General features: G+C 49.6%; 17 protein-coding genes and 2 pseudogenes. 7 read left to right on the forward strand and 12 right to left on the reverse strand.

Annotated elements, in window-relative coordinates; all coding sequences use genetic code 11:
- The coding region (locus AC4GL5_RS14405) for an ABC transporter ATP-binding protein (protein WP_490383491.1) at positions 1 to 835 on the forward strand (835 nt) is incomplete at its 5' end.
- Between the two features lie 73 nt (positions 836 to 908).
- On the opposite strand, the gene AC4GL5_RS14410 is transcribed toward AC4GL5_RS14405, so the two are convergent.
- From AC4GL5_RS14410 to paaF, 11 genes and pseudogenes are all read right to left on the reverse strand, one after another.
- Positions 909 to 1,331 carry a CZB domain-containing protein gene (locus AC4GL5_RS14410; protein WP_490383511.1) on the reverse strand — a complete coding sequence of 141 codons (423 nt, stop codon included), beginning with the start codon at positions 1,329 to 1,331 and terminating at the stop codon, positions 909 to 911.
- 54 nt (positions 1,332 to 1,385) lie between these two features.
- Positions 1,386 to 2,591 (reverse strand): annotated as a pseudogene (locus AC4GL5_RS14415) (methyl-accepting chemotaxis protein); the annotation flags it as partial.
- A gap of 33 nt (positions 2,592 to 2,624) precedes the next feature.
- Positions 2,625 to 2,963: pseudogene (locus tag AC4GL5_RS14420) on the reverse strand (PAS domain S-box protein); the annotation flags it as partial.
- Positions 2,964 to 3,387: 424 nt separating this feature from the next.
- Complete coding sequence (locus tag AC4GL5_RS14425; RefSeq protein WP_490383492.1) at positions 3,388 to 3,594, reverse strand: hypothetical protein; 207 nt, start codon at positions 3,592 to 3,594, stop codon at positions 3,388 to 3,390.
- Between the two features lie 147 nt (positions 3,595 to 3,741).
- Positions 3,742 to 5,631: a methyl-accepting chemotaxis protein gene (locus AC4GL5_RS14430; protein ID WP_490383493.1), complete on the reverse strand. Its 1,890-nt coding sequence runs from the start codon at positions 5,629 to 5,631 to the stop codon at positions 3,742 to 3,744.
- 228 nt (positions 5,632 to 5,859) lie between these two features.
- Positions 5,860 to 7,158: a phenylacetate--CoA ligase PaaK gene (gene paaK / locus AC4GL5_RS14435; RefSeq protein WP_490383494.1), complete on the reverse strand. Its 1,299-nt coding sequence runs from the start codon at positions 7,156 to 7,158 to the stop codon at positions 5,860 to 5,862.
- Positions 7,159 to 7,285: 127 nt separating this feature from the next.
- The gene (pcaF, locus tag AC4GL5_RS14440) at positions 7,286 to 8,494 is read right to left on the reverse strand and encodes a 3-oxoadipyl-CoA thiolase (protein ID WP_490383495.1); all 1,209 of its coding nucleotides are present in this window, start codon (positions 8,492 to 8,494) and stop codon (positions 7,286 to 7,288) included.
- Positions 8,495 to 8,508: 14 nt separating this feature from the next.
- Positions 8,509 to 8,991, reverse strand: coding sequence for a hydroxyphenylacetyl-CoA thioesterase PaaI (gene paaI / locus AC4GL5_RS14445; protein WP_490383496.1), 483 nt, complete (start codon positions 8,989 to 8,991; stop codon positions 8,509 to 8,511).
- Positions 8,984 to 10,525, reverse strand: a complete 1,542-nt coding sequence (paaH, locus tag AC4GL5_RS14450; RefSeq protein ID WP_490383497.1) for a 3-hydroxyacyl-CoA dehydrogenase PaaH — start codon at positions 10,523 to 10,525, stop codon at positions 8,984 to 8,986. The genes paaI and paaH overlap by 8 nt, the downstream gene beginning before the upstream one ends.
- 9 nt (positions 10,526 to 10,534) lie before the next feature.
- On the reverse strand, positions 10,535 to 11,338 hold the full coding sequence (gene paaG / locus AC4GL5_RS14455; RefSeq protein WP_490383498.1) for a 2-(1,2-epoxy-1,2-dihydrophenyl)acetyl-CoA isomerase PaaG: 804 nt from the start codon (positions 11,336 to 11,338) through the stop codon (positions 10,535 to 10,537).
- Between the two features lie 3 nt (positions 11,339 to 11,341).
- Positions 11,342 to 12,115 (reverse strand): 2,3-dehydroadipyl-CoA hydratase PaaF, encoded by a 774-nt coding sequence (paaF, locus tag AC4GL5_RS14460; protein WP_490383499.1) that lies wholly within the window; start codon positions 12,113 to 12,115, stop codon positions 11,342 to 11,344.
- 841 nt (positions 12,116 to 12,956) lie between these two features.
- Between paaF and paaN the strand changes: the two genes are divergently transcribed.
- The 6 genes from paaN (at position 12,957) to AC4GL5_RS14490 (ending at position 22,152) form a co-directional block, all read left to right on the forward strand.
- Positions 12,957 to 14,624: a phenylacetic acid degradation protein PaaN gene (paaN, locus tag AC4GL5_RS14465; RefSeq protein ID WP_490383500.1), complete on the forward strand. Its 1,668-nt coding sequence runs from the start codon at positions 12,957 to 12,959 to the stop codon at positions 14,622 to 14,624.
- Between the two features lie 157 nt (positions 14,625 to 14,781).
- Entirely contained in the window at positions 14,782 to 15,417 is a 636-nt protein-coding gene (gene paaY, locus AC4GL5_RS14470; RefSeq protein WP_490383501.1) for a phenylacetic acid degradation protein PaaY, read from the forward strand.
- Between the two features lie 75 nt (positions 15,418 to 15,492).
- Positions 15,493 to 16,278 carry an enoyl-CoA hydratase gene (locus AC4GL5_RS14475; protein ID WP_490383502.1) on the forward strand — a complete coding sequence of 262 codons (786 nt, stop codon included), beginning with the start codon at positions 15,493 to 15,495 and terminating at the stop codon, positions 16,276 to 16,278.
- A 388-nt stretch (positions 16,279 to 16,666) separates the two neighbouring features.
- Entirely contained in the window at positions 16,667 to 17,515 is an 849-nt protein-coding gene (locus AC4GL5_RS14480) for a cytochrome-c peroxidase (protein ID WP_490383512.1), read from the forward strand.
- Positions 17,499 to 21,053 carry a hybrid sensor histidine kinase/response regulator gene (locus AC4GL5_RS14485; protein ID WP_490383503.1) on the forward strand — a complete coding sequence of 1,185 codons (3,555 nt, stop codon included), beginning with the start codon at positions 17,499 to 17,501 and terminating at the stop codon, positions 21,051 to 21,053. The genes AC4GL5_RS14480 and AC4GL5_RS14485 overlap by 17 nt, the downstream gene beginning before the upstream one ends.
- A 55-nt stretch (positions 21,054 to 21,108) precedes the next feature.
- The gene (locus AC4GL5_RS14490; RefSeq protein ID WP_490383504.1) at positions 21,109 to 22,152 is read left to right on the forward strand and encodes an HD domain-containing phosphohydrolase; all 1,044 of its coding nucleotides are present in this window, start codon (positions 21,109 to 21,111) and stop codon (positions 22,150 to 22,152) included.
- 15 nt (positions 22,153 to 22,167) lie between these two features.
- On the opposite strand, the gene AC4GL5_RS14495 is transcribed toward AC4GL5_RS14490, so the two are convergent.
- A complete protein-coding gene (locus tag AC4GL5_RS14495) occupies positions 22,168 to 23,037 on the reverse strand; it encodes a hypothetical protein (RefSeq protein WP_490383505.1) in 870 nt (289 codons plus the stop codon).
- Positions 23,038 to 23,173: the final 136 nt, after the last annotated feature.

Consider the following 23,173-nt stretch of genomic DNA (forward strand, 5'->3'; position numbering starts at 1 on the left):
GGATGATCCCTTGTTCGGGAGTGAGGTACGGAATGAATTTAGTGCGTTAAGGGAGAAAATCTTCCAAATGACGCCCGATAGTATCATTGGCCATAGTCATCGCCCGGTTCAGCCTGCATACAGTATCAGCCCAAAAGTTTTGCTTAAGTTAGACAACGTAAGTTGCCAGTTTGAAGAAAGTATCGCGCTTAAATCGGTATCCTTTGAGCTGAACATTGGTGATATCGTTGCTGTAACCGGAGCTGATGGCAGTGGTAAGAGCAGCCTGTTTAAGACGATTGGTGGTCTGCAGGCACTTTCATCAGGCAATCTTACCTTTGCCGGTCTTGATATCAGTCGTATGCCGGCTGATAAGCGTATTTACACCGGTATTGTTCATGTCCCTGAAGGCCGTCAGGTTTTTGGACCAATGAGTGTCGAAGATAACATCCTGTTGGGATGCTACTCCAGGAAGATGGATGCTTCTGTTTATTCAGATCTGGAAGTGATTTATGAGGGGTTCCCGATATTGAAAAAACAACGCCATCAGATGGCGGGCTCACTAACTACCGGTGAACAGCAGCTGCTTGCAATGGCGCGGGGGTTGATGGCTCAACCCAAGCTGATGCTGATAGATGAACCCTATTCTGACCTTCCACCGGATATGGTCAGGGAGGTAAGTCGTGCTATTCGTCGTATCGCTAATGATGGTGTTACGCTGATGATCAGTGAGCGGAAGAAAAGCTTCGCCTCGGAATTGGCAGACAGGCACTTTCAGATGCATTCCGGTAGCCTTTTGGATATGGAAGAGGCTGAAAACCAATCATCGGAGACGGATCTGGAAATGCTGGCCTGAGATTGACTGTTGTTGCTGAAAAAGCCCCGAATTCGTCGGGGCTTTTTGTCTTTTTAAATAAGTGTTTTTATATTTATCGATTCGTCATATGTTTTTCTTCTACCATGGAATCGAGCAACATCATGACCTCATCGCTCGCGCTCTCTGCACGCTGGACAGCAGCAACAATTTCATCCCTGATATCCTGATTACCCAACCAGTTATCGGAAGCCAGATCCACAGCAAAACGTGCGCATTTGTGGACGGCGGCATGAGGTGCCTGAAGCTGTTTAAAGCTTTGCAGATGCCGGAATTGCTCATAGCCGATTCCCTCATCATACCACTTACCCAGACGGCAGTTATGATGGTCGACACTAACGGCATTCACTGCATCAGTATGCTGCTGGGTATCCTGAATACCCAGATAAGTGCGTTGTTTGTATACGATATGATCCACCTTGGCCAGAATAGTGAAGTTTTTATCGCTGGCATGGGCAAGGCGTTTATTGGTATCCACCGCAGAACTGGCAAGACGACGGAAAGTCTGATGGAAGCCGTCGATATCTTCATTTAGTGCTTCTGCCTCACCGCCAGCCTGTTCTGATGCCGTTTGCATCTGCTTTGAACGCTCAGAAAAACTATCGATAATGCGGCTGATGTTCTCTGCAGCATCTTTGGAGCGCCCAGCCAGGGTTCTGACTTCATCGGCAACAACCGCAAAGCCTCGACCATGCTCTCCCGCACGTGCCGCTTCAATTGATGCGTTCAGCGCTAACAGGTTGGTTTGTTCTGAGATATCTGAGATCAGGTTGAGGGCCTCAACGACTCGCTGACCATCTTCGTCCAGCTTGACAACCAGCCCCTGAATATTCTGCAGCACGCCCGTGATGTTCGATAGCTGGTGCAACATACTGTCAATCACGCGTTCAGAGGCTTCAACATCCTGTCTGTTCTCGCTAGAGGTGTTCAGGGCGAAGCGGATCTCTTCAATCACCCCTGACAAGTCGGTTTGAATCGTGGTCAGGTTAGGTACCAGGCAGTTAACATTGACCTCATTCAGTCTTGACATCAGTTCGTTTCGAGAGCGAATCGAACGAACCTGACGCATCGCTTCAAGACCCGTGTTAAGCTGTTCCAGTGAGCGCTGAGGCGCTCCGGAAACTGCGCTGGTTATGGCAAACCTGTGCTCCTGGCCTTCAGAGACGTCCTGAAATGCACTGTCTGCTTCAAGATAAAAACTTTGGATCTGATCAAGTAGCTCATTCATTTCCCAGGCAACCTGACCCACTTCCCCCAAACCCGAAATATCGTTGACCCGATGATGCAATTCACCCATTTTTCCACGCTTAATCGTGTGATGTACTCGGTGTAGTACCTTCAGAGCCCGTTGCATGATACCGCGCATGTAGATAATGACGGCAAGTACCACCAGCGGGTAGAGCAGAAACCATAGTGAAGCTGAATAAAAGTATTGTCCTGCAGCGGTCACAAAAATGGCCAAGCCCAGATGTAACCCTTGGGCGATGTTTACCTGAGTGTGCAGGAAAGGCCAGGCGGCACTATTGCTGGATGTTTGACGAGCATAGGTTGACTGATAACCCGAGCGTTTCTCTGGTTGAGCCGGTGAGTCGTTGTGGTGTGCTTCTAAAAGATACTCGGAATAGCTGCTGTGTCCGGCTTCCTGCAGATGTTTCTCCAGACACTCAAGTCCACTGTTAAGATCCCTCTGTTCTGCTTCAAGCACTTTAGCGTAAATGGGCTCAATCAGCCGGATCATGGATTCTGAGGCCGGGTAGTGAACTGCGCAGTAGCCGACTTTCTGACCCTTGGCATCAAAGTTGGGATAGAGGGCAGAAAAACTCCAGTAGGATTGTCCGGAGGCGCTGGCGTTTTTGACTAAGATAAAAGCTTCATCATCTTTTTCGAGGCGTTTCCATACGCGATGCCATACGCAGCGAGGCATCTCTTCATGACGTACTAAATTGTGGTTAAAGCCGATCAGCTGCTTTTCGTGATAGCCGGATACACGCATAAAGACCCGGTTAACATAGGTAATCTTTCCCTCAAGATTAGTGATGGAGACCATAGTGTCACCGGTGTCCGGTGTTTTTATCGGGCCTGTATCGTTGTGACGGGCGTACTGCGACATGATGCCTCCTGGCTGAAATAGACAGGCCAGATATTAGCCTTCCAATGTTTCAGTTATTTAATCAAATACACTAATAATATCCGGCCATCCTTTAGGAAGGCAATCAATTAAGGAGTACTTATTAAGAAAAGCCTTTATTTTTTACCATGTTACTGTTTCGGCTGAGGGCAGAGCGCTTAAAAATAAGGCTATATCGGGAGGGGGAGATAAATGAAATAGGTGCTACCCCTGTAGAGAGGTTTCTGACAGCAAACACTGTACTTCTTAATAAGGTTTGGGGGGAAAAGCAAAAGAATTAGCCTAGAGGAAATACGAGGCTGTTTGAGATCGTGAAACGGGGTTAAGTGTTGTCGTCGTGGAATAAAACAGGGGCAAAAAAAAGAGGAGGCTTAGCCCCCTCTGATAAAACCGTTACATGCCGGAGTTATGCACTAACATCCAGTTTGTTGCCTAAGTGAGGCTCAACGGATGCCGCAGGTTGAACCGTATTGATGGAGCTTAGCAGAGTGTCCATAATGACCTTCCCCTGATCCTTCGCTTTACCAACCAGTGCAACCTGAGCACCTAAGAGCGCATCTTGTTTAGCAGCATTGTTTGCATAGTTAGCAGCACTGCTGTTTGATATTTCCATCGGAATTCTCCTCTCGATTTATCCGTCTGTTGTCATTCTAACGGCCGTTGAGCATAAATCTGAAGCGAACTTGAGTGTCTGTTTGTAACAGGGTGCCTGAAGTCATATCAACCCATCTCTGCTTAATAAGCACCTGATCATATGCTGTTAAATAACAAAGCGTCCTGCTTCTTTTTTGAGATCTGATGCTAGTTCAGAGAGCTTTTTAACCTGTTGTTCACTTTCGTCGGCATCCTGCGCCAAATCGTCTGCAACTCCGCGAATTATATCCGTATTGCTATGGATTTCTTCGCTTAGGGCGGCCTGTTGTTCGGTTGCACTACTGATATGGGTTGCGAGATGACTGATCGCTTCAACCGCTTCAAGAATCTGTGTCAGCATCTCTTTAGCCTGGCCTGCATCAGCAACACTTTCTTCAGCCAGCATACTGCTTGCCTGCATTAATTGCGTTGCTTCCGTCGATGACTGCTGTACAGACTCCATGACATGCTGAATTTCGCTGGTTGAGCTACTGGTACGTTGTGACAAACTGCGGACCTCATCGGCAACTACGGCAAAGCCGCGACCGGCTTCACCCGCTCTTGCGGCCTCAATAGCCGCGTTTAGTGCCAGTAGGTTGGTCTGTTCTGCAATCTCTTCAATCGTATTGAGAATGCCGGTAATACCCTGGGCATGGCTGTTAAGACGGGTTACAACATCACTGGCGCTGTCGAGTTTTGAAGCCAGATCATTGACCGAACGCTGGCTTTTACTCACCTGACGAATACCATCCTGGCCAAGATTCAATGTCTGCTCCACCTGACTGTTTGCATTGTGGACATGCTGAATAATATCCTGGGTCGACTGAGCCAGTTGATTAACCGCTTCTGCTACTGCGTTGGTTTCGTTGCGCTGCTGATAGATCTTTCTGCTGTTCTGCTTGGTTTTATCGGCAATGATGTCGGACTGACGGCCAAGGTCGACAGCGGTAATGTCAAGTTTTCCTATGGTGCTATGCAGGCTTTTCACGAAGTGGTTGAAGTCATTAGCCAGCTTGCCCACTTCGTCATTGCTTTGGCTTTGAATCCGTTGAGTCAGATCTCCTTCGCCTTTAGCGATATTGCCTAAGGCCTCACCAACACGATGCAGGTCTTTAAGCAGTACCTTGACCATCAGGGCCACTGTTAGCATTACCAGCAGGAAGATCGCTAGACTGATCAGAAATTGTATGCCCAGGGTTTCAGTAAAAGGCAGCATTTCTGTGGACTCGTCCACTTCAACGCCCAGTTGCCAGGAGGAGTTCGGAATCCCTACAATCCGGACAAGTTTTGTGCCGTCTTTTGTCTCAACAGAGGTCAGAGCAGCGTTTGTTGTCAGCTCATTCAGGGTACTCTCTGATATTTGAGGATACAGACGTGAAACCGGCTGTAACTGGAAATTAGGGTTTTGGTGTGCAATGACTAAACTCTGGTCATTCAGAAGAAAGACCTGACTGTTTGCTCCAGACTCGAAAGAGGTGATTTCCGCGAATAGCTGCTTTAGTTGCAGGTCTGCACCGATGATCCCTGCTATCTGCCCATCTTTTATTAATGGACGGGCGATAGTAAAGGTCATCTCTTTAGTGGTTCTGTCTTCATAGGGGCCGATCAGAACCATTTTCTTCTCTTCAAGGGCTTTCTTGTACCAGGGACGGGTACGGGGATCATAACCATTAACAAAGAGGGTTCGACCATTGCTGCCGATGCGGGTGCCATCGGTAAGGCCAGCAAAAATAGCGATAAAATCACCGGCTTCGCGGGTCATGTTCAGCTGCTCGATAAAGGTATCCTCATCAGCAGGGCGCAGAGCAAGCGTATCGAGTAACTGATATTTTGAAGAAAGCCAGCGTTCAACGCCTTTGCCAATGGCATTGGAGACACCGTCAACGCGTTGCTCAACATTGTCACGGGTCATATCTGAGAGTCGGAATGCAGAAAAGCCGGTTAAAGCCAGGGAAGTAACTAAAACCGCCAAGGTGGCCATGGCGATGATTTTCGCACGGAGTGAGAGCCCCTTCATGGAAAACATCCTTTATTATTTTGGGTCGATGTGGGTCATCTGGCGGGCAAGGGGAGAGCGCAAGGTTATCCGTTCTTCCATGAACCTGACAGAATCTGACTAATATAGTTTTTTATATCCATTAATACTACTGTAGCGCCGTTTAAATCTCTGTGTGGTATGCGGAAGACGGGCATAAAAAAACCCCGGAGCCCGGGGTTTTGACAAGAAAGATTTTACTGTCAGGTATCAGCGCAGGTCGGTAACGCGCTTGGCTTTGCCTTCAGAGCGAGCAAGTCCGCCTACAGGGACAATATCAACCTTGGTGCTGATACCGACTACGGATTTGATGTGGTGCTGCAGCTCTTTGATAATCGCTGTCTGATCAGCATCCTGAGCCGCAGGGTTAAGTTCCGCTTTCACATTCACAACATCCAAGTTCCCCTGTTTGGAAACAATGATTTCGTAATGAGGGGCTAATGCTGGCACCTTAAGAATCTGCTCTTCGATCTGGGTCGGGAACACATTCACACCCCGGATGATCAGCATGTCATCGGAACGCCCCGTGATCTTATCGATACGGCGCATCGGACGTGCTGTACCTGGTAGCAGGCGGGTCAGGTCCCGGGTACGGTAGCGGATCACCGGCAGCGCTTCTTTGGTCAGAGAGGTAAATACCAGTTCTCCGTACTCTCCATCAGGCAGCACTTCGCCGGTATTCGGATCGATAATTTCAGGATAGAAATGATCTTCCCAGATGGTTGGGCCATCTTTGGTTTCGGCACACTCCATCGCAACTCCCGGACCCATCACTTCAGACAGGCCGTAAATATCAACCGCATCGATACCCAGGCGTTTTTCAATGTTGCCACGCATCTCTTCCGTCCAAGGCTCTGCGCCAAAGATGCCGATACGCAGAGCCATCTCTTTAGGCTCAACACCCTGACGTTCCATCTCATCGATCAGGTTCAGCATGTAAGACGGCGTTACCATAATCACATCAGGATCAAAGTCACGCATCAGCTGAACCTGTTTCTCAGTCTGACCGCCGGACATCGGAATAACCGCGCAACCCAGACGCTCTGCACCATAGTGCGCACCCAGACCACCGGTGAACAGGCCGTAGCCGTAGGAAACGTGTACTTTATCGGTACTGCGACCACCGGCAGCACGGATAGAGCGTGCCACAACGTCAGCCCAGACATTGATATCGTGCTGGGTATAGCCAACAACCGTTGGCTGACCTGTGGTACCTGAAGATGCGTGCACACGAACCACTTGACTCATAGGTACCGCGAAAGAGTCAAACGGGTAGGCGTCACGCAGATATTGCTTGGTGGTAAAAGGGAACAGTTTCAGATCGTCCAGTGTTTTCAGATCCGTCGGGTGAACCCCTTTTTCATCGCACAGCTTACGATAGGCGAGTACGTTGTTGTACGCATGTTTTATACTGAACTTCATCCGGCTCAACTGGAGAGCGCGAATTTCATCAATACTTGCAGTTTCAATTGGATCAAGTGCGTTGGGATCAACTTTGTAGTTCATCATAGTTATTATCCTGTTAGTGTCTCTTGTTTTTCTTGTTCTGCTTTTTATTGTTGGTTTTGTAATACATAGCGTCTCTTTGGACGCTTAATGGGAGAGGCCGGGCCTCCCCGATAAAATGACTGAGCGCTTAAACGCGCTCAATGATCAGAGCAATACCCTGACCCACACCAATACACATGGTGCATAGGGCATAACGACCGCCAGTGCGGTGTAGCTGGTACATTGCAGTGGTTACCAGACGGGCACCGGAAGCACCCAGAGGGTGGCCCAGAGAGATTGCACCGCCGTTAGGGTTAACGTGTGCGGCATCATCCGGCAGACCCAGATCACGCATTACCGCTAAGCCCTGAGAAGCAAACGCTTCGTTCAGTTCGATCACATCCATCTGCTCCAGAGTCAGGCCTGCTTTTTCCAGAACCTTACGGGATGCTGGCGCAGGGCCAAAACCCATGATGCGAGGCTCCAGACCTGCAGTAGCCATAGCAACAACACGAGCCTTAGGAGTCAGGCCATGCTTCTCAGCCGCTTCTTTGGACGCGATCAGAAGGGCACAGGCACCGTCGTTAACACCAGATGCATTACCAGCGGTCACAGAGCCGCCTTCACGGAAAGGCGCGCGCAGTTTTGCCAGACCTTCCAGAGTGGTTTCCGCACGGGGATGCTCATCGGTACCCACGATCACAGGATCGCCTTTGCGCTGTGGAATGGTTACCGGGCAGATCTCTTCCTTGAACAGGCCTTTTTCCATCGCTTCAGCGGTTTTTTGCTGGCTACGGAAAGCAAACAGATCCTGATCTTCACGGGATATATTGAAATCCTCCGCCACGTTCTCAGCCGTTTCCGGCATGGAGTCCACGCCATACTCCGCTTTCATCTGTTTGTTGATGAAACGCCAGCCGATAGTGGTGTCGTAGAGGCCGTTCGGGTTACGGCTGAATGCAGATTCTGCTTTACCCATCACGAAAGGTGCGCGGGACATCGATTCGCAGCCACCGGCGATCATCAGATCGGTTTCACCTGCTTTGATCGCACGGGCAGCCATGCCGATAGCATCCATACCTGAGCCACACAGACGGTTGATGGTGGTGCCCGGAACGCTGGTCGGCATACCCGCCAGCAGTGACGACATACGCGCGACGTTACGGTTGTCTTCACCAGCCTGGTTAGCGTTGCCGTAGATCACATCTTCAACCACAGACCAATCAACCTGCGGGTTACGCTCCATCAGGGCTTTAATCGGGATAGCACCCAGATCATCAGCGCGAACGGAGGACAGACTGCCGGCATAGCGGCCAAAAGGGGTGCGAATCGCATCGCAAATATAAGCGTCTTTCATGCTTAAGTTTCCTCTTACTGCTCTGATGGTGTTTGTGTGTCAGAAGTCGGGATAATCTCGCCTTTAATCTGGCGGGATTTGCCACGGAAATGGGCGATTGCCTGACCGCTGGAATCGCTGATGGTCACGTCATAGATGCCACTGCGACCGGTCAGGCTGACCTTTTTCGCTTCAGCTATCAGGGTGTCACCCAGCTTACCCGGTGCAACAAACTCGATGTTGCAGCCTGCAGCTACGGTTACTTTGTTGTAGCTGTTGCAGCTGTAGGCGAAAGCGGTATCCGCCAGAGTAAAGATCATGCCGCCGTGGCAGATCGCGTGTCCGTTAGACATATCTTTACGCACCAGCATGCTGAGTTTTGCGTAACCTTCGCGGACTTCCAGAATTTTCATATCCAGCGCCTGAGCAGCCCAGTCACTTTCGTACATGGTCTGTGCGCAGCGGCTGGCCAATTCGTCCGGGGTCAGGTTTTCAAGTGCAGTGTTTTCGTTAGCCATGGAAAGTCTGTGCTCCAAATACTTTGCGACGTAGCAGTGGGGAAGGGCGGTAGCGGTCTTCCCCATAGCTGCTAACCAGATTGGCCAGAACCGTATGAATATGTTCCAGACCTACGCTATCAGCCCAGGCCAGAGGCCCCTGCGGGTAGTTGACACCGCTTTGCATCGCGATATCGACATCCTTGGCAGAACAAACCTGTTGATTCACCGCATCAGCGCCTTCGTTAGCCAGCATGGCAACGGTACGCATCAGAATCATGCCGGCAATATCATCGATCACAGAAACCTGTATGCCGATTGCCTGGAACAGACCGGCCGCCTGATTCAGGCTCTCTTCGGATGTCTGATCGGCTTTAGTGAGAGCGATACGGGTGGCTTTGCTGTAATCCAGTGCCAGATCAAACAGCACCAGCTGACGACGCTGAGCAACAGACGCGCGCTCGGTGGCCATTCGTCCATCAGTCAGAGCAATGACGAGATCCCCGATGGAGATACGGCCGTTGTGATCATGTTCAGTTGAGCGATGAACCTTGATGCCTGCTGCTTCGATACGGTCGATCAGAGGCTCGGCGCAACCCATCTCACCTTCAACGGTGATGCTGGTCGGCGCCGTTTGAGGTGCCAGAGTCTGGGCTTCCGGCTTCTCTGCATCTTCTGAATAGTTATAGAAACCGCGACCGGTTTTTCGGCCGTGGAAACCCGCCTCGACCAGATCTTTCTGGATCAGAGACGGCAGGAAGCGCTGATCGCCATAGTAGGCATCAAATACAGATGAGGTTACCGCGTAGTTCACATCGTGGCCGATCAGATCCATCAGCTCGAATGGGCCCATACGGAACTGACCCGCTTCTCGTGCGATCGCATCGATGGTCGCTTCGTCAGCACCGCCTTCCTGAAGGATACGCAGACCTTCAGCATAGAAAGGGCGGGCCACACGGTTAACGATAAAGCCCGGTGTCGACTTAGCCATTACAGCATGTTTGCCCCAGGCTACGGACAGGTCGTAAACCTGTTGAGCAACGGCCTCAGAAGTAGCCAGACCCTTGATCACCTCAACCAGCTTCATAATTGGTGCCGGGTTAAAGAAGTGCATACCCACCAGATTCTCAGGGCGCTTCAGCGCAGAGCCGATAGCCGTCACAGAGATAGAGGAGGTGTTGGTAGCCAGAATGGTCTCTTCAGAGCAAAGTTCTTCCAGCTCTGAGAAAACGGACTGCTTAACCGCCAGATTTTCAACGATGGCTTCAACAATCAGTTTGGCTGGCGCCAGATCCGACAGGGTTTCTGTTGGCTGAATACGGGCAACCAGAGCGTCTTTGTCCGCTTCTGACATCTTGCCGCGGGCCACCAGTTTCTCCAGACCCTTTGCGGTGCGATCAAGACCTGCCTGAGCCGCACCCTCCATCTTGTCGTAAAGAAGTACCGTATGACCGAATTTGGCAGCTACCTGAGCAATACCGGCACCCATAGTGCCTGCTCCGATCACGGCAACGACATCATTAGCCGTTAACGGATTAAGTGTGTTGGCTGTCATATCGACCTCTTACTGACCTTTGAATGATGGCTGACGTTTTTCCATAAAGGCAGCAACACCTTCACGGTAATCTTCCGTGCGGCCTGCGATAGTTTGCAGGTCACGTTCCAGATCCAGCTGCTCATCCAGTGTATTGGTTGCAGAAGCCTGAATGGCGCGTTTGATCAGGGCCAGTCCTTTGGTCGGTTGGGTTGCCAGCTCTTTAGCGGTGGCGATAGCGGTTTCTTTTACGGCTTCGTCATCAACGGCTTTCCAGATCATGCCCATCTTCTCGGCATCTTCCGCAGTAACGCGGTCGCCCAGCATAGACAGCGCCATTGCGCGTGCCTGACCTACGGTGTGAGGGAGTGTCCAGGTACCGCCGGAATCCGGGATCAGGCCGATCTTGCAGAACGCCTGAATAAACTTAGCGGATTTGGCAGCAAATACGATGTCGCAAGCCAGAGCGATGTTGGCGCCAGCACCGGCTGCAACGCCGTTAACCGCGCAGATCACCGGCATTTCCAGCGCGCGGATCGTGCGGATCATCGGGTTGTAGTTTTTCTCAATGGATTCGCCCAGATTCGGTGCTTCAGCCCCCGGCGCTACATTGCGGTCGCTCAGATCCTGACCGGCACAGAAACCACGGCCATTACCGGTAATCACCAGTGCACGTACTTCCGGATTCTTCTTGACTTCTTTCAACGCTTCGCGAACTTCCGCGTGCATCTCAGCGTTAAAGCTGTTCAGGCTGTCCGGGCGGTTAAAGGTCAGAATGGCTGTGCCATTCTCAATCACAAATTCGATGTTTTTATAGGTTGTGTTGAATGACATGACTCAGCGTCCTTTAAATTCAGGTTTACGTTTTTCCATGAAGGCAGCGATGCCTTCCTGGCGATCTTCGGTCGCGGCCAGAAGCGTGAAAGACTTACGCTCAATATTCAGGCCGGATTCAAGATCGGTTTCAAAAGCTTTAAGCAGGGCTTCTTTCGCCAGACGAACGGCGATAGGCGGCTTCTTGGCGATGGTTTTTGCCAGTTGATGAGCGCGCTCGATGGTTTTCTCAGGGATAACCACTTCAGCAATCAGGTTAGCCTGAAGGGCGGTTTTGGCGTCGATCATCTCGCCGCTCAGCACCATCTTCATAGCCAGAGGTTTGCCCACGGTGCGGATCAGGCGCTGAGTGCCGCCGGCACCCGGAATGATACCGAGGTTGATCTCGGGCTGGCCAAACAGCGCGTTGTCACCGGCGATAACGATGTCGCAATGCATCACCAGCTCACAACCACCGCCTAAGGCGTAGCCGTTAACAGCGCCGATCAGAGGCTTGCTGAACTGATAAATACGTTTCCAGTGTTTCGGGCGGGCATCATTCATAACGCCAACGGCATCCAGAGCCGCCATCTCTTTGATGTCAGCACCGGCAGCGAAGACCTTAGGGCCTCCGGTAATGACAGCGACGCGAATGGATTCATCCTGGTCGGCCTGATCAAGCACATCGGCAACTTCGCTGAGCAGCAGAGTATTCAGTGCGTTGTAAGCCTCAGGTCGGTTGAGAGTGATCGTCAGAACACCCTCAAGAGATTGAGTGGTAATAGTCTGATATGTCATTCAGGCAGTATCCGGTTGCAGTATTGCTTTTAAAAAGCTTGTTATTGGAATTCCGGCTGATTTCTCTCTGCATGAAGTACTGATCAGTCATCTTCTGATGGCAACCTGCTTTGGGTTCCCTTTTTACGGTTTTCTTGTGTGGCGCTGCGAAAACCGGCTGTGACTGTCTCTGACTTCTTTATGACACTGACATGCAGTCTGTCAGGTATTCCCTGATTGGGCTGACGGGGAGGGCTGGTGCAGTATCCCACGACAGAAAGGGGTTTCTTCGGTTCTGTTGACCTTTATGAAACCTTCAGATCGTGGAGCCAGTCATCCGATTGCCTGGTGTCATTAATGTCCGTTACTGCAGAGATAAGCGGACAGAATTCTTTTTGTTCTGCACTAAAGACTACCGTAAAGATGCAAAGGGATACAAGAGTTAAATTAAAAGGCAGGGTTTCGGTATCGCAAATTATGGTGTATCTTGAAACCATTGATTAAACAGGACAAAACTCTTCTATTCTTAGTGCGACTGCATCTTTGGAAGATGTACTGAGAATAGACAAAGTATCAGTCTAATGCTGGTTTTAACGGTTGTTTTAGCTGGGTTAGTGGCTGGTTTTGTCGAAGGGTTGTCTCGCTCGCTTCATAAAAATGAACTGATTTTTGATTAAGCCCGTTATCCGGCTTAAAGGCGGTTTTGAGTGTGTAATCAGCCTTAAAACAGCACTTTTGCCGTTCTGGAGGAATCATTTCAGTATCAAAAGCAATCAAGCTGCAGGTGCTCTGGCATCAGATGCGTGTCACAGGGTTTACACAATAATAATGTGATACGGAATAAATTGGAGAGAATGATAAAATGAGTCAAGAACAGTTTTTTCAGCGTCATCAGGAAACTCTGGAGCAGGCGGTAAACGCCATTAAAGCCCGTGATTACTGGACGCCTTATCCTGAAAACCCAAGCCCGCGAGTCTACGGTGAAACCGCTGCTGCCGACGGTGAAGCGGCTTTTAAAGCGGCTCTGGGCAAGTCATTTGAGCTGGAAATGCCGGGTATCGTCGGTGAGATCGAAGGTGAAGTTTCCCCTTACGGCATCGAAATGGGCGTACGTTACCCTAAGGTTGATTTTGACCAGCTGATTCCTGCTATGAAGCAGGAAACCAAAGCATGGCGTGACGCAGGGCCTGACGTTCGCGCCGGGATCTGTCTTGAGATTCTGGATCGCCTGAACAAGCGCAGCTTCGAGATTGGTCATGCAGTTATGCATACCTCTGGTCAGGGCTTTATGATGGCATTCCAGGCCGGTGGTCCACACGCTCAGGATCGTGGTCTTGAAGCAGTAGCTTATGGCTACCGTGCGATGAAAGAAGTTCCGGCGGAAGCGACCTGGACTAAACCACAGGGTAAACATGACCCTCTGGTAATGAATAAGAAATTCCACATTGTTCCCCGTGGTGTGGCAGTTGTTGTAGGTTGCTCAACCTTCCCGACCTGGAACACGTACCCGGGACTGTTCGCGTCTCTGGTAACCGGTAACCCGGTTATTGTTAAGCCGCACCCTGCGTCTATCCTGCCTGCGGCGATCTCTGTGAAGATTGCTCAGGATGTGCTGAAAGAAGCCGGTTTCGCTCCGCATATTGTTTCTATGGTTGCTGACACACTGGATGCGCCTGTAACAAAAGAGCTGGCGACTCACAAAGATGTGAAAGTGATCGATTTCACCGGTTCCAGCTTCTTTGGTAACTGGCTGGAGCAGAACGCGACTCAGGCACAGGTATTCACCGAGAAAGCCGGTGTGAACACTGTGATCATCGACAGCGTTGCTGATATCAAAGCCGTAGCCCGCAACCTGGCCTTCACCCTGAGCCTGTACTCCGGTCAGATGTGTACAACTACTCAGGCGATCTACATCCCGCGTGATGGTATCAAAGCAGGCGACAGCCAGATGAGCTTTGATGAAGTGGCTGAGGCTCTGTCGGTAGCGACCTCTAAGTTCCTGGGCGATAACGACCGTGCCTGCATGGTGCTGGGCGCGATTCAGGCTCCGGCAACCGTTGCACGTATCAAAGAGTGTGAAGCGCTGGGTGATGTGGTTCTGGCAAGTGAGAAGCGTGAGAACCCTCAGTTCCCGAATGCTGAAGTTCACACACCGCTGATTCTGAAAGTCGATGCGTCGGATATCGAGAAGTACAGCGAAGAGCGTTTTGGTCCGGTATCTTTCCTGATCGCAACCGATAGCACGGCTCATAGTATGGAGCTGGCCAATCAGGTGATCTCTGAGAAGGGTGCTATCACTCTGGGTGTCTACTCAACTGATGATGCGGTTCTGGATCAGGCTGAAGAGCTGGCGATGGAAGCGAAAGTGGCACTGTCGGTTAATCTGGATGGTGGTGTATTTGTCAACCAGTCTGCGGCTTACAGTGACTTCCACGCGACCGGTGGCAACCCTGCTGCTAACGCGTCTCTGACCGATACGGCGTTTGTCACCCGTCGTTTCGTTGTGGTTCAGAGCCGCCGTCACGCATAAGTTCTGCCAAGGTCTTAAACTAGGCCTGCAAAACGCCCTCTTTTGAGGGCGTTTTTCTGTCTGTTGCTTCTCTTAACGCGCTCATTTCCGATCATAATCATCTTTGTGGTCTGATATGTTTAATGAGGCTGAGATCATAACAAGAAGGATAAAAGCGATGCAGAACAATACTTTTGAAGGTCAGGTTTACAGTATCGACGGTGTGGTGCCCGTGGTTGACCCAACGTCCTACGTGCATCCGACAGCGGTTCTGATTGGCGATGTTATTATCGGACCGAACTGTTATATAGGGCCCAATGCCTGTTTACGCGGGGACTTTGGACGCATGGTTCTCAAGAGAGGGGTTAATGTACAGGATACCTGTGTTATGCACGGTTTTCCCGGTACCGATACCATCATTGAAGAGGACGGCCATATCGGTCATGGTGCGGTCCTGCACGGCTGCCATATCGGCAAAAATGCTCTGATCGGCATGAATGCGGTCATCATGGATAATGCCCGTATTGGCGAGTCTTCCATTGTTGCGGCTTGTGCTTTCGTTAAAGCGGATTTTGAGTGTCCGCCGCGATCCCTTATGGCGGGTACACCGGCTAAAGTGATCCGCGAGTTGTCTGATAAAGAGATCGACTGGAAAGGCAAGGGGACAGCTGAGTATCAGAATCTGACACATCGTTGCCTGCAAACCATGGAGCGGGTTATGCCTCTGACAGAGCCTGAGGTAAACCGGAAGCGCATCGAAATGCCGGATATTGCCAAGCCTCTGTATAAGATCAAGCAAAGTGACGATTCCTGAGATTATTATCCCCAAAAGGGTTGGGGCAGGCTGCGTCTGAGAAAGAATAAAAAAGATAACGTAAAGGAGACCCTGGTGTCTTACAAAAATATTATTGTTGAAAGCCGTGGTGCCGTTGGCTGGATCCAGCTAAACCGCCCGCAGGCGATGAACGCTTTGTCTATGGCGCTGATCACAGAAGTAGGTCAGGCGATTGAAGCTTTCCAGGCGAACGATGAAATCGGCGCTATGGTGATCACCGGTAACGAGAAAGCGTTTGCGGCTGGTGCGGATATTAAAGATATGGAAGATCAGTCTTTTATCGATCTTTTCCTGAGTGATTTCCCATATAACCGTCGTGATGGTTGGGACAGCCTCAATACAGCCCGTAAGCCGATTATTGCCGCTGTATCTGGTTTCGCACTGGGTGGTGGTTGTGAAATGGCCATGGCCTGTGACTTTATTCTCGCATCTGAAACAGCGAAGTTTGGTCAGCCGGAGATCAATATCGGTACGATTCCCGGTGCCGGTGGTACGCAGCGTCTGACCCGTGCCGTTGGCAAGGCTAAAGCGATGGAGATGTGCCTGACGGGCCGTATGATGGACGCTGAAGAAGCGGAACGTGCGGGCCTTGTGAGCCGTATTCTGCCGGTTGAAGAGCTGGAAGCGGAAGCGCTCAAGGTTGCCGGTAAGATCGCTAAGTTGTCCCGTCCTGTGGTTTATATGGCTAAAGAGGCGGTTAACGTGGCGTTCGAGAGCAGCTTACAGGAAGGGCTGCGTTTTGAGCGTCGTGCTTTTGCTTCAACGTTTGCAACCGAAGATCAGAAAGAGGGCATGGCGGCATTTGTTGAAAAGCGCAAGCCAGAATTCAAACACAAGTAACCCTGCTTACCCTTCTGCCGCCGGAATTCTCCGGTGGCATTTAATTCAGATCAAGACTTTTAAAGTTATCTTTCCTGCGCACATCCTTGGCATAAAATATAATGGTTTTTTGTGAATCGGTTGATAATATTGATTCCGAAGTCGCTGATTTATTTTAATAAATTTTTGTTTTGCTGCTTTTTTTACACTTAAAGAGTATTTAGTATGAATATTTTGACGCTGCTCTTGCTAAAGTAGAGCATGTGTCATAATGATAGTGTCGTTATGATGGTGCCCCGCATGCCCCGGCAGCGGAAATTAATGATAGTAAAATTAGGTAGACTGGCAATTGAGTGCATTTTCCCGGAATGGAGTGGGGCCTCAGGCAAGGATCGCCAAGTTAGGATTGATGTTTGTCCTGATTCTGGCACCGCTTGAAAAACTACAGGCTAATACACCGATATCCGCAAATCCGAGTGTACTGAAACTTGGCAAGCTGATTTTTTCTGATCCCCGGTTTTCGGCATCCGGAGAGACCGCATGCCGTTCTTGTCATCGGCCGGAGAAGGGGTTCTCAGATTCCGCAGCATTTTCCAGAAAAGATGATGGTACATCGACAGGGATGTCAACCCCCGCCCTATTTAATATGACGCGAAAAATAGGCTACTTCTCCAGTGACCCTGTTTATTCTCTTGAAGAGGCCGTTGAGCGCTGTTTGACCACAAATCATGGGGCTTCCATTCTGGATATCTACGTTACCCTGAAGAAAGACTCAAGCCTGAGTCAGATCGCGACAAAAAGTTATGGTCGTGTCAGTGCCGGAGCGGTCTTTAAAGCGTTAGCAGCCTACCTTCAATCGATAAAAACATCTGACAGTCGATACGATCGCTATTTAAATGGTGAAATAAGTGCATTAACACCTTCAGAACAGACGGGATTCGTTCTGTTTGAGAAAAAAGGTTGTATTCATTGTCATGCTGGCCGGGCATTGGGGGGGATGGTGTATCAGAAGAGTGTCAGTGATAGGGCTAAAGGTCGTGTTCAGGTGCCGAGGCTGAGAAATCTATCCGTGACATCACCATATTTTAGCGATGGTTCAGCCGCGACACTGGCTGAAGCGATTCGTCGAATGAGTCTTCTTAATAACGCTACTCCTGTGACAGAACAAGAGCTGGAAAAGATTCGCCTCTTCTTAATGAGCAATGAAAGCTACATCAGCGATTTTGAGGGCCCTATTCGCTATGAATATGAACACTAAATTCTGGCAGAAGCTCTCAACAGCGATTCTTTGGGGTTGTATATCCGGGCTCATGCTACTGTTTCCGGTAATGGTCTACCTCCTTCAGCCTACGTCAGATATTGAGCAGAAAGATATACGCCATGAGATTCAGCTGCAGAAAAATATTCTGTCACAGCTTCGGGCTGAAACAGCGCTTCTGACAAGTGGGCATCGTGGTGATCCCCGAGGAGAAATATTGTCACTTCTGGATCGCCTGTATCAGAGTGTTTATCAGGTCGATCTCCATTTAGGTAACGTCCGAGGTGATATTAAAGATGCCTCCCGCAGCTGGGAGCGTTATGCAAACAGTCTCGATCAAGTGCAGGAAGTTATTCTTAATGTTTCCTCTGCCTCAGCACTGTATGGACTGTCTGTTACGCAACTTGAAAGTGTTTTTCTGCAAGCTGAAACCGAGTTAAAGGGAAGTCATCTTCCAGAGAATAAGGTTAAAGATTACGACCTGCGAATGGTCAAAATGATGCTGATAGCCCTTCGGTATGCGGCGCTACCCTCCGATAGCACCCGGCTTCGCCTTGAAGCTGAAATTGAGCAGGTGCTCACTGATGTTGAATCCGTTCCATCTGCTCAGGCTAAAAAGGCCTTTAAGCGTGCTCTGCGTTATGTGGATGGGTTGATGACTTCAACTCAGCGCATCCGTGACAATGCGGTCAGTCTGACCGAGCTGCCGAGCTATTATCATCTGGATAGCTTTGATACCCGTTTTGAAGAATGGGTGACGAAGGCTCAGAAGCAACAGCGTCAGAGTCGATGGACACTTCTTATCGCTGTTGTTCTTCTGATCAGCGCGGTCATTATTGCTCTTATCCGCCTCAAATTTACTCAGGATCGTCTGTTAAAAACCAACAGTACACTGGCGGCCTACAAAAAGGCGATGGATGAGCATGCGATCGTTAGTATTACGGACCCTCGCGGACGGATTGAATACGTTAATGAGAAATTCATTGATGTATCTGGTTTTACTGAACCTGAGCTGATCGGCAGCACGCATAAGATTGTTAATTCCGGGGTTCATCCAAAAGGTTTCTTTAAAACACTGTGGGATCAGGTGCTTCGGGGGGAGACCTGGCATCGCGAAGTCTGTAACCGCCGGAAAGATGGCGGATTGTACTGGGTTAATGCCACTGTCGTTCCCATTCTCAATGATGAAGGTCAGGTAGAATCCATCATCTCTGTTCGTACCGATATTACAGCGATTAAGAAAACAGAGCGTGCGCTGACGGCAGAAAAAGAGCGGGCAGAAGTCGCAAACAAAGCGAAAAGTGATTTTCTGGCGAATATGAGCCATGAAATCCGGACGCCAATGAATGCGGTTATTGGTATGAGCCATCTGGCCCGACAGTCAACTCAGGATGAGCAGGTCATAGGTTATATCGACAAGATCCAGTATTCTGCTCAGAATCTTCTGTCCATTATTAATGACATTCTTGATTTTTCTAAGATTGAGGCGGGGCGGCTTGATGTCGAGCAGATTCCATTCCGTCTGGATAATGTGATCAATCACTTAGCTGATATTGCCTCGGTTAAAGCCAATGAGAAAAATCTGCCGCTTCTGTTCGATATTGATGACCGTATCCCTCAGGGGCTGCTGGGCGATCCTTTGCGCTTGGGGCAGGTGTTACTCAATATCGTGAATAATGCGATTAAGTTCACTGAAAAAGGCGAAGTGGTTGTCTCCGGGCAGCTGTTGGAAGAAGGCGGGGATTTTATTCAGGTTCGTTTCTCCGTTAGGGACAGCGGTATCGGCCTTTCCAATGAGCAGATAGGACGTTTGTTTCAGTCTTTCTCTCAGGCGGATACTTCAACGACCCGTCAGTATGGTGGAACCGGTCTGGGCCTTGCGATCAGTAAGCAACTGGTCGAATTGATGCAGGGTGAAATTGGCGTCCATTCGGTTGAGGGAGAGGGAAGTGAGTTCTTCTTCACTATTCGGTTCAAGCGGCACCAGGAAGAAAGCGTTACAGAACAGATCGATTTGAGTAGCATCCGGGTTCTTGCGGTTGATGATGACGCTACCAGCCTGAATAGTGTTCGTGAACTTCTCGAATCCCAGGGAGTTGCGATTGAAACTGAGCCTGATGCTCCTGCCGGACTGAATCGACTGGTAAATGCTTCCGCTATGGGTGAAGAGCCTTATACGGCGCTACTGGTTGATTGGCAGATGCCGATTATGGATGGTTTTGAAGTCGCTAAGGCCGTGAGGAATAATTCGGCACTCCCCTGGCAGCCGGCCATTCTCATGCTGACGGCCCATGGGGGGGAAGATCTGCAGCGACGTATCAATCATAACCTGATTGATGGCGTACTTCTGAAACCGGTTACCGGATCGCATCTGCTTAATGCAATTCAGCAAGCCGTCGTGAAGCGTTCGCGAACTCACCAGGGACCCACTATCCGTACCCTGTTTCGCGAAGGAGATGAGATCAATGCGTTGCTCGGTGCCCGATTACTTATTGCCGAGGACAACCTGATCAATCAGGAAGTGATCTCAGGCTTGCTGGAATCCTATGGTCTGGACATTACCATTGTAAATAATGGGCGTGAGGCGGTTAATGCGCTCCAGCAGAATGAGTTTGACCTGATATTTATGGATATTCAGATGCCGGAGTTAGACGGACTACAGGCAACCGAACAGATTTTGCAGATGCGGTTACCAAAAACACCGCCGATCATAGCAATGACAGCCCATGCCCAAAGTGAGGATGTGCAGCACTGCCTTTCAGTGGGTATGCAGGATCATATTGCTAAACCAATAGACCCTGAAAAGCTTAAGGAAAAACTGATTCGTTGGATTGAACCCCGGGTTATCTCCGGATATTCTTCCGACGCATTAAAAGATACGGATGGGATTGAGATCCCCTGTTATCTTCCCGGGGTTAATATCAATAAAGCGATGCATTCCCTGGGTGGAAATAGCAAGCTTTTGATGAAGCTGATGGCTCAGTATTGTAACGACTATCAGCAAGGTGTTGAACCGGCTCTTGAGCTGATGGCTACGGGGGACTGGGATACGCTTAAGCGCTGGCTGCATACTCTGAAAGGCACATCGGCAACGCTGGGTATGGAAGATGTTGCTCAACGCGTGGAAGAGATCGAGGGGATGTATTTTGACCATTTACTCCCCAGTAACGAAGACCTAAGGCCCTTAAATGAAGAGCTGCTCAGAGTTATTAACTCGGTATCAGATTGTATGCGCAGCAAAGCTCAGATGTTGGCTGAAGCCGATTCCGCTAGCGAAGATAACGGCAACTTTGCAGCCAGTCTGATGCCCTCTTTATCCCGTAAAGATAGCGATGAGCGCATTAAAGAGCTGATCCCTGCCATAGCCTCTCTTTTGGAGGAAGGTGATCCGGAGGTTTTGGATCTGTTACCTGAGCTGCTTGAACTTCTGCAGATGGATGATGACAAGATGTCCATTGCGATACAGATTATGGAGCATGCTGAAATTTATGAATTTGATGAGGCACTTAGTCTGTTGAACGGACTGGGTTACGAGTAGGTTTCTCTCATTTGAAGCGATAAGCGCTTTTACTGATCAGGAAGAATAAGACCCGATGCAAGAAATGCCAAACCTGAACATGGAACGTCCACGTATTCTGATTGTTGATGACTCACCATTAAATATCAGTGTGTTGGTTGGATTGCTGAAATCCGAATACAAAACTCTGGTGGCTAAAGATGGAGAGCAGGCTTTTAGTCGCGTATTTGGTGAGCAGCAGCCGGATCTGATTCTGCTGGATATTATGATGCCGGGTATCGATGGTTATGAAGTTTGTCGGCGACTAAAGCAGGATCCCAGATCAAAGCATATACCTATCATCTTTGTCAGTGCGATGAGCGCTGTCGGGGACGAGGAGAAAGGGCTTGCGTTAGGGGCCGTTGATTATATCAGCAAGCCCTTTAGTCCGCCGATTATTCTTGCACGGATTAAAACGCATCTAGCTCTGGCATTGCAGAAACGCGAGCTTGAGCGTGAGGTTCTTCACCGTACGGAAGAACTCGAAAAATCCCGTAAGGATCTGATTCGGCGTTTGGGTTTGGCTGCAGAATATAAGGATAATGAAACCGGGTTACATGTGCAGCGTATGGCAGAGTATGCTCGTCTTGTTGCATTGGAAATGGGCTTTTCTGCCGCAGATGCAGAAACCTTATCTGCTGCTGCGCCTATGCATGATATTGGTAAGCTGGGTATTCCGGACGCCATTCTCTGTAAACCTGCAAGTTTGACAGATGATGAATTTGAAACCATCAAGTCCCATCCTGAAATTGGTGCAAAGATTCTGGATAACCCGGACTCTGAATTGCTGAGTGTGGCCCGGGAAATCGCCTTATGTCACCATGAAAAATGGGATGGTACAGGTTATCCGAAAGGTTTGGCAGGTGAAGATATCCCCCTTGTGGCCCGAATAGCTTCCCTGGCGGACGTCTTTGATGCGCTGGTATCAGAGCGGCCTTATAAAGGGGTCTGGACGGTGGCTGATGCGGTATCCCTTTTTGAGGAACAAAAGGGTAAGCATTTTGACCCGAATGTTGTTGATGCCTTTAAGCGTGTTTTACCCCAAGTACTTAACGTAAAAGAACGCCTTAAAGAGTGCTGATCCAACCCTCTTTTTCTATAAGTAACTGCCCGACCAGTGATCTTCAAAAAGATCACTGGTTATGGGGGAGACCGGAATAACTTTCTCCTTCACCGGTTTCCTCCCACACTGCCTGTCTTCAGAATCTGCCATTTCTCGCTGATCTTCAAAAAAAAGGCGTACCTGCTGCCGGCTACTGTTCTCATATTTTACTTCGATCAGCTGATAGGGGCTTTGAGGAAATTTTGCCGTAAAAACATCTTTTACCCTGCGGGCCAGAGCCACCAGTTCAGGGTCCATACTGCCATACTCACGGGTATAGTGATCCTGAAACCAACTTTCGAAAGCCTCAGTTTCCAGCCATTTTCTGAAGGTTCGCAGATTTATATCTTTGACTGTTACGTCTGGCATCACCTTGTATCGCTGGTAGTTGTCCTGAAAAATCAGATCAAAGGCGGGCAGGCGGTGTTCACGATTCAGGCTGGGGCTCAATTCCAGAAACCGGAATTCTGAGTCCGGGCAGTGCTGCTGCATCAGTTGCTGAACTTTGTGTTTAACCTGCTCAGGATCAGGGGCCGGGTGCAGGTTTTCCGGTGTGATCTCCTGATATTTAATATTATTGATTGTCAGTCGATCATCTGTCGCAGAGCATAGGGTAACCGTGAAAAGGTTCAGATCAGTAATAAAACCGGATTGAGTCGGACGTATGACTCTGAGAACCCGATAGCCGCCGGGTAATCTTTTTAAGACCCGTTTGAAACGACGTTTGACCGACCAGATAAGCACCGGATTTTCCCCGCGGCTCATCTGAAGTAACGGGGCGATAAACAGATAATAGAGCCAAATGATGCCCATAATGGCATAGGCCAGCAGTGTTATCAGAAGATCTGTCAGTTTATCTTTCATGGCATCCATCCCTTGGATTCTGTATTCCGGTTGTAGCACGGCTGAGTCATTATCCTGCAAACTATGACCAAAATCTTTGCCGGAGTTGACATTTCTGGCATAAAAAACCACCCCGTGGGGTGGTTCAGCAAAAGGT

The sequence above is a fragment of the Oceanospirillum sp. genome (genome assembly GCF_982874595.1).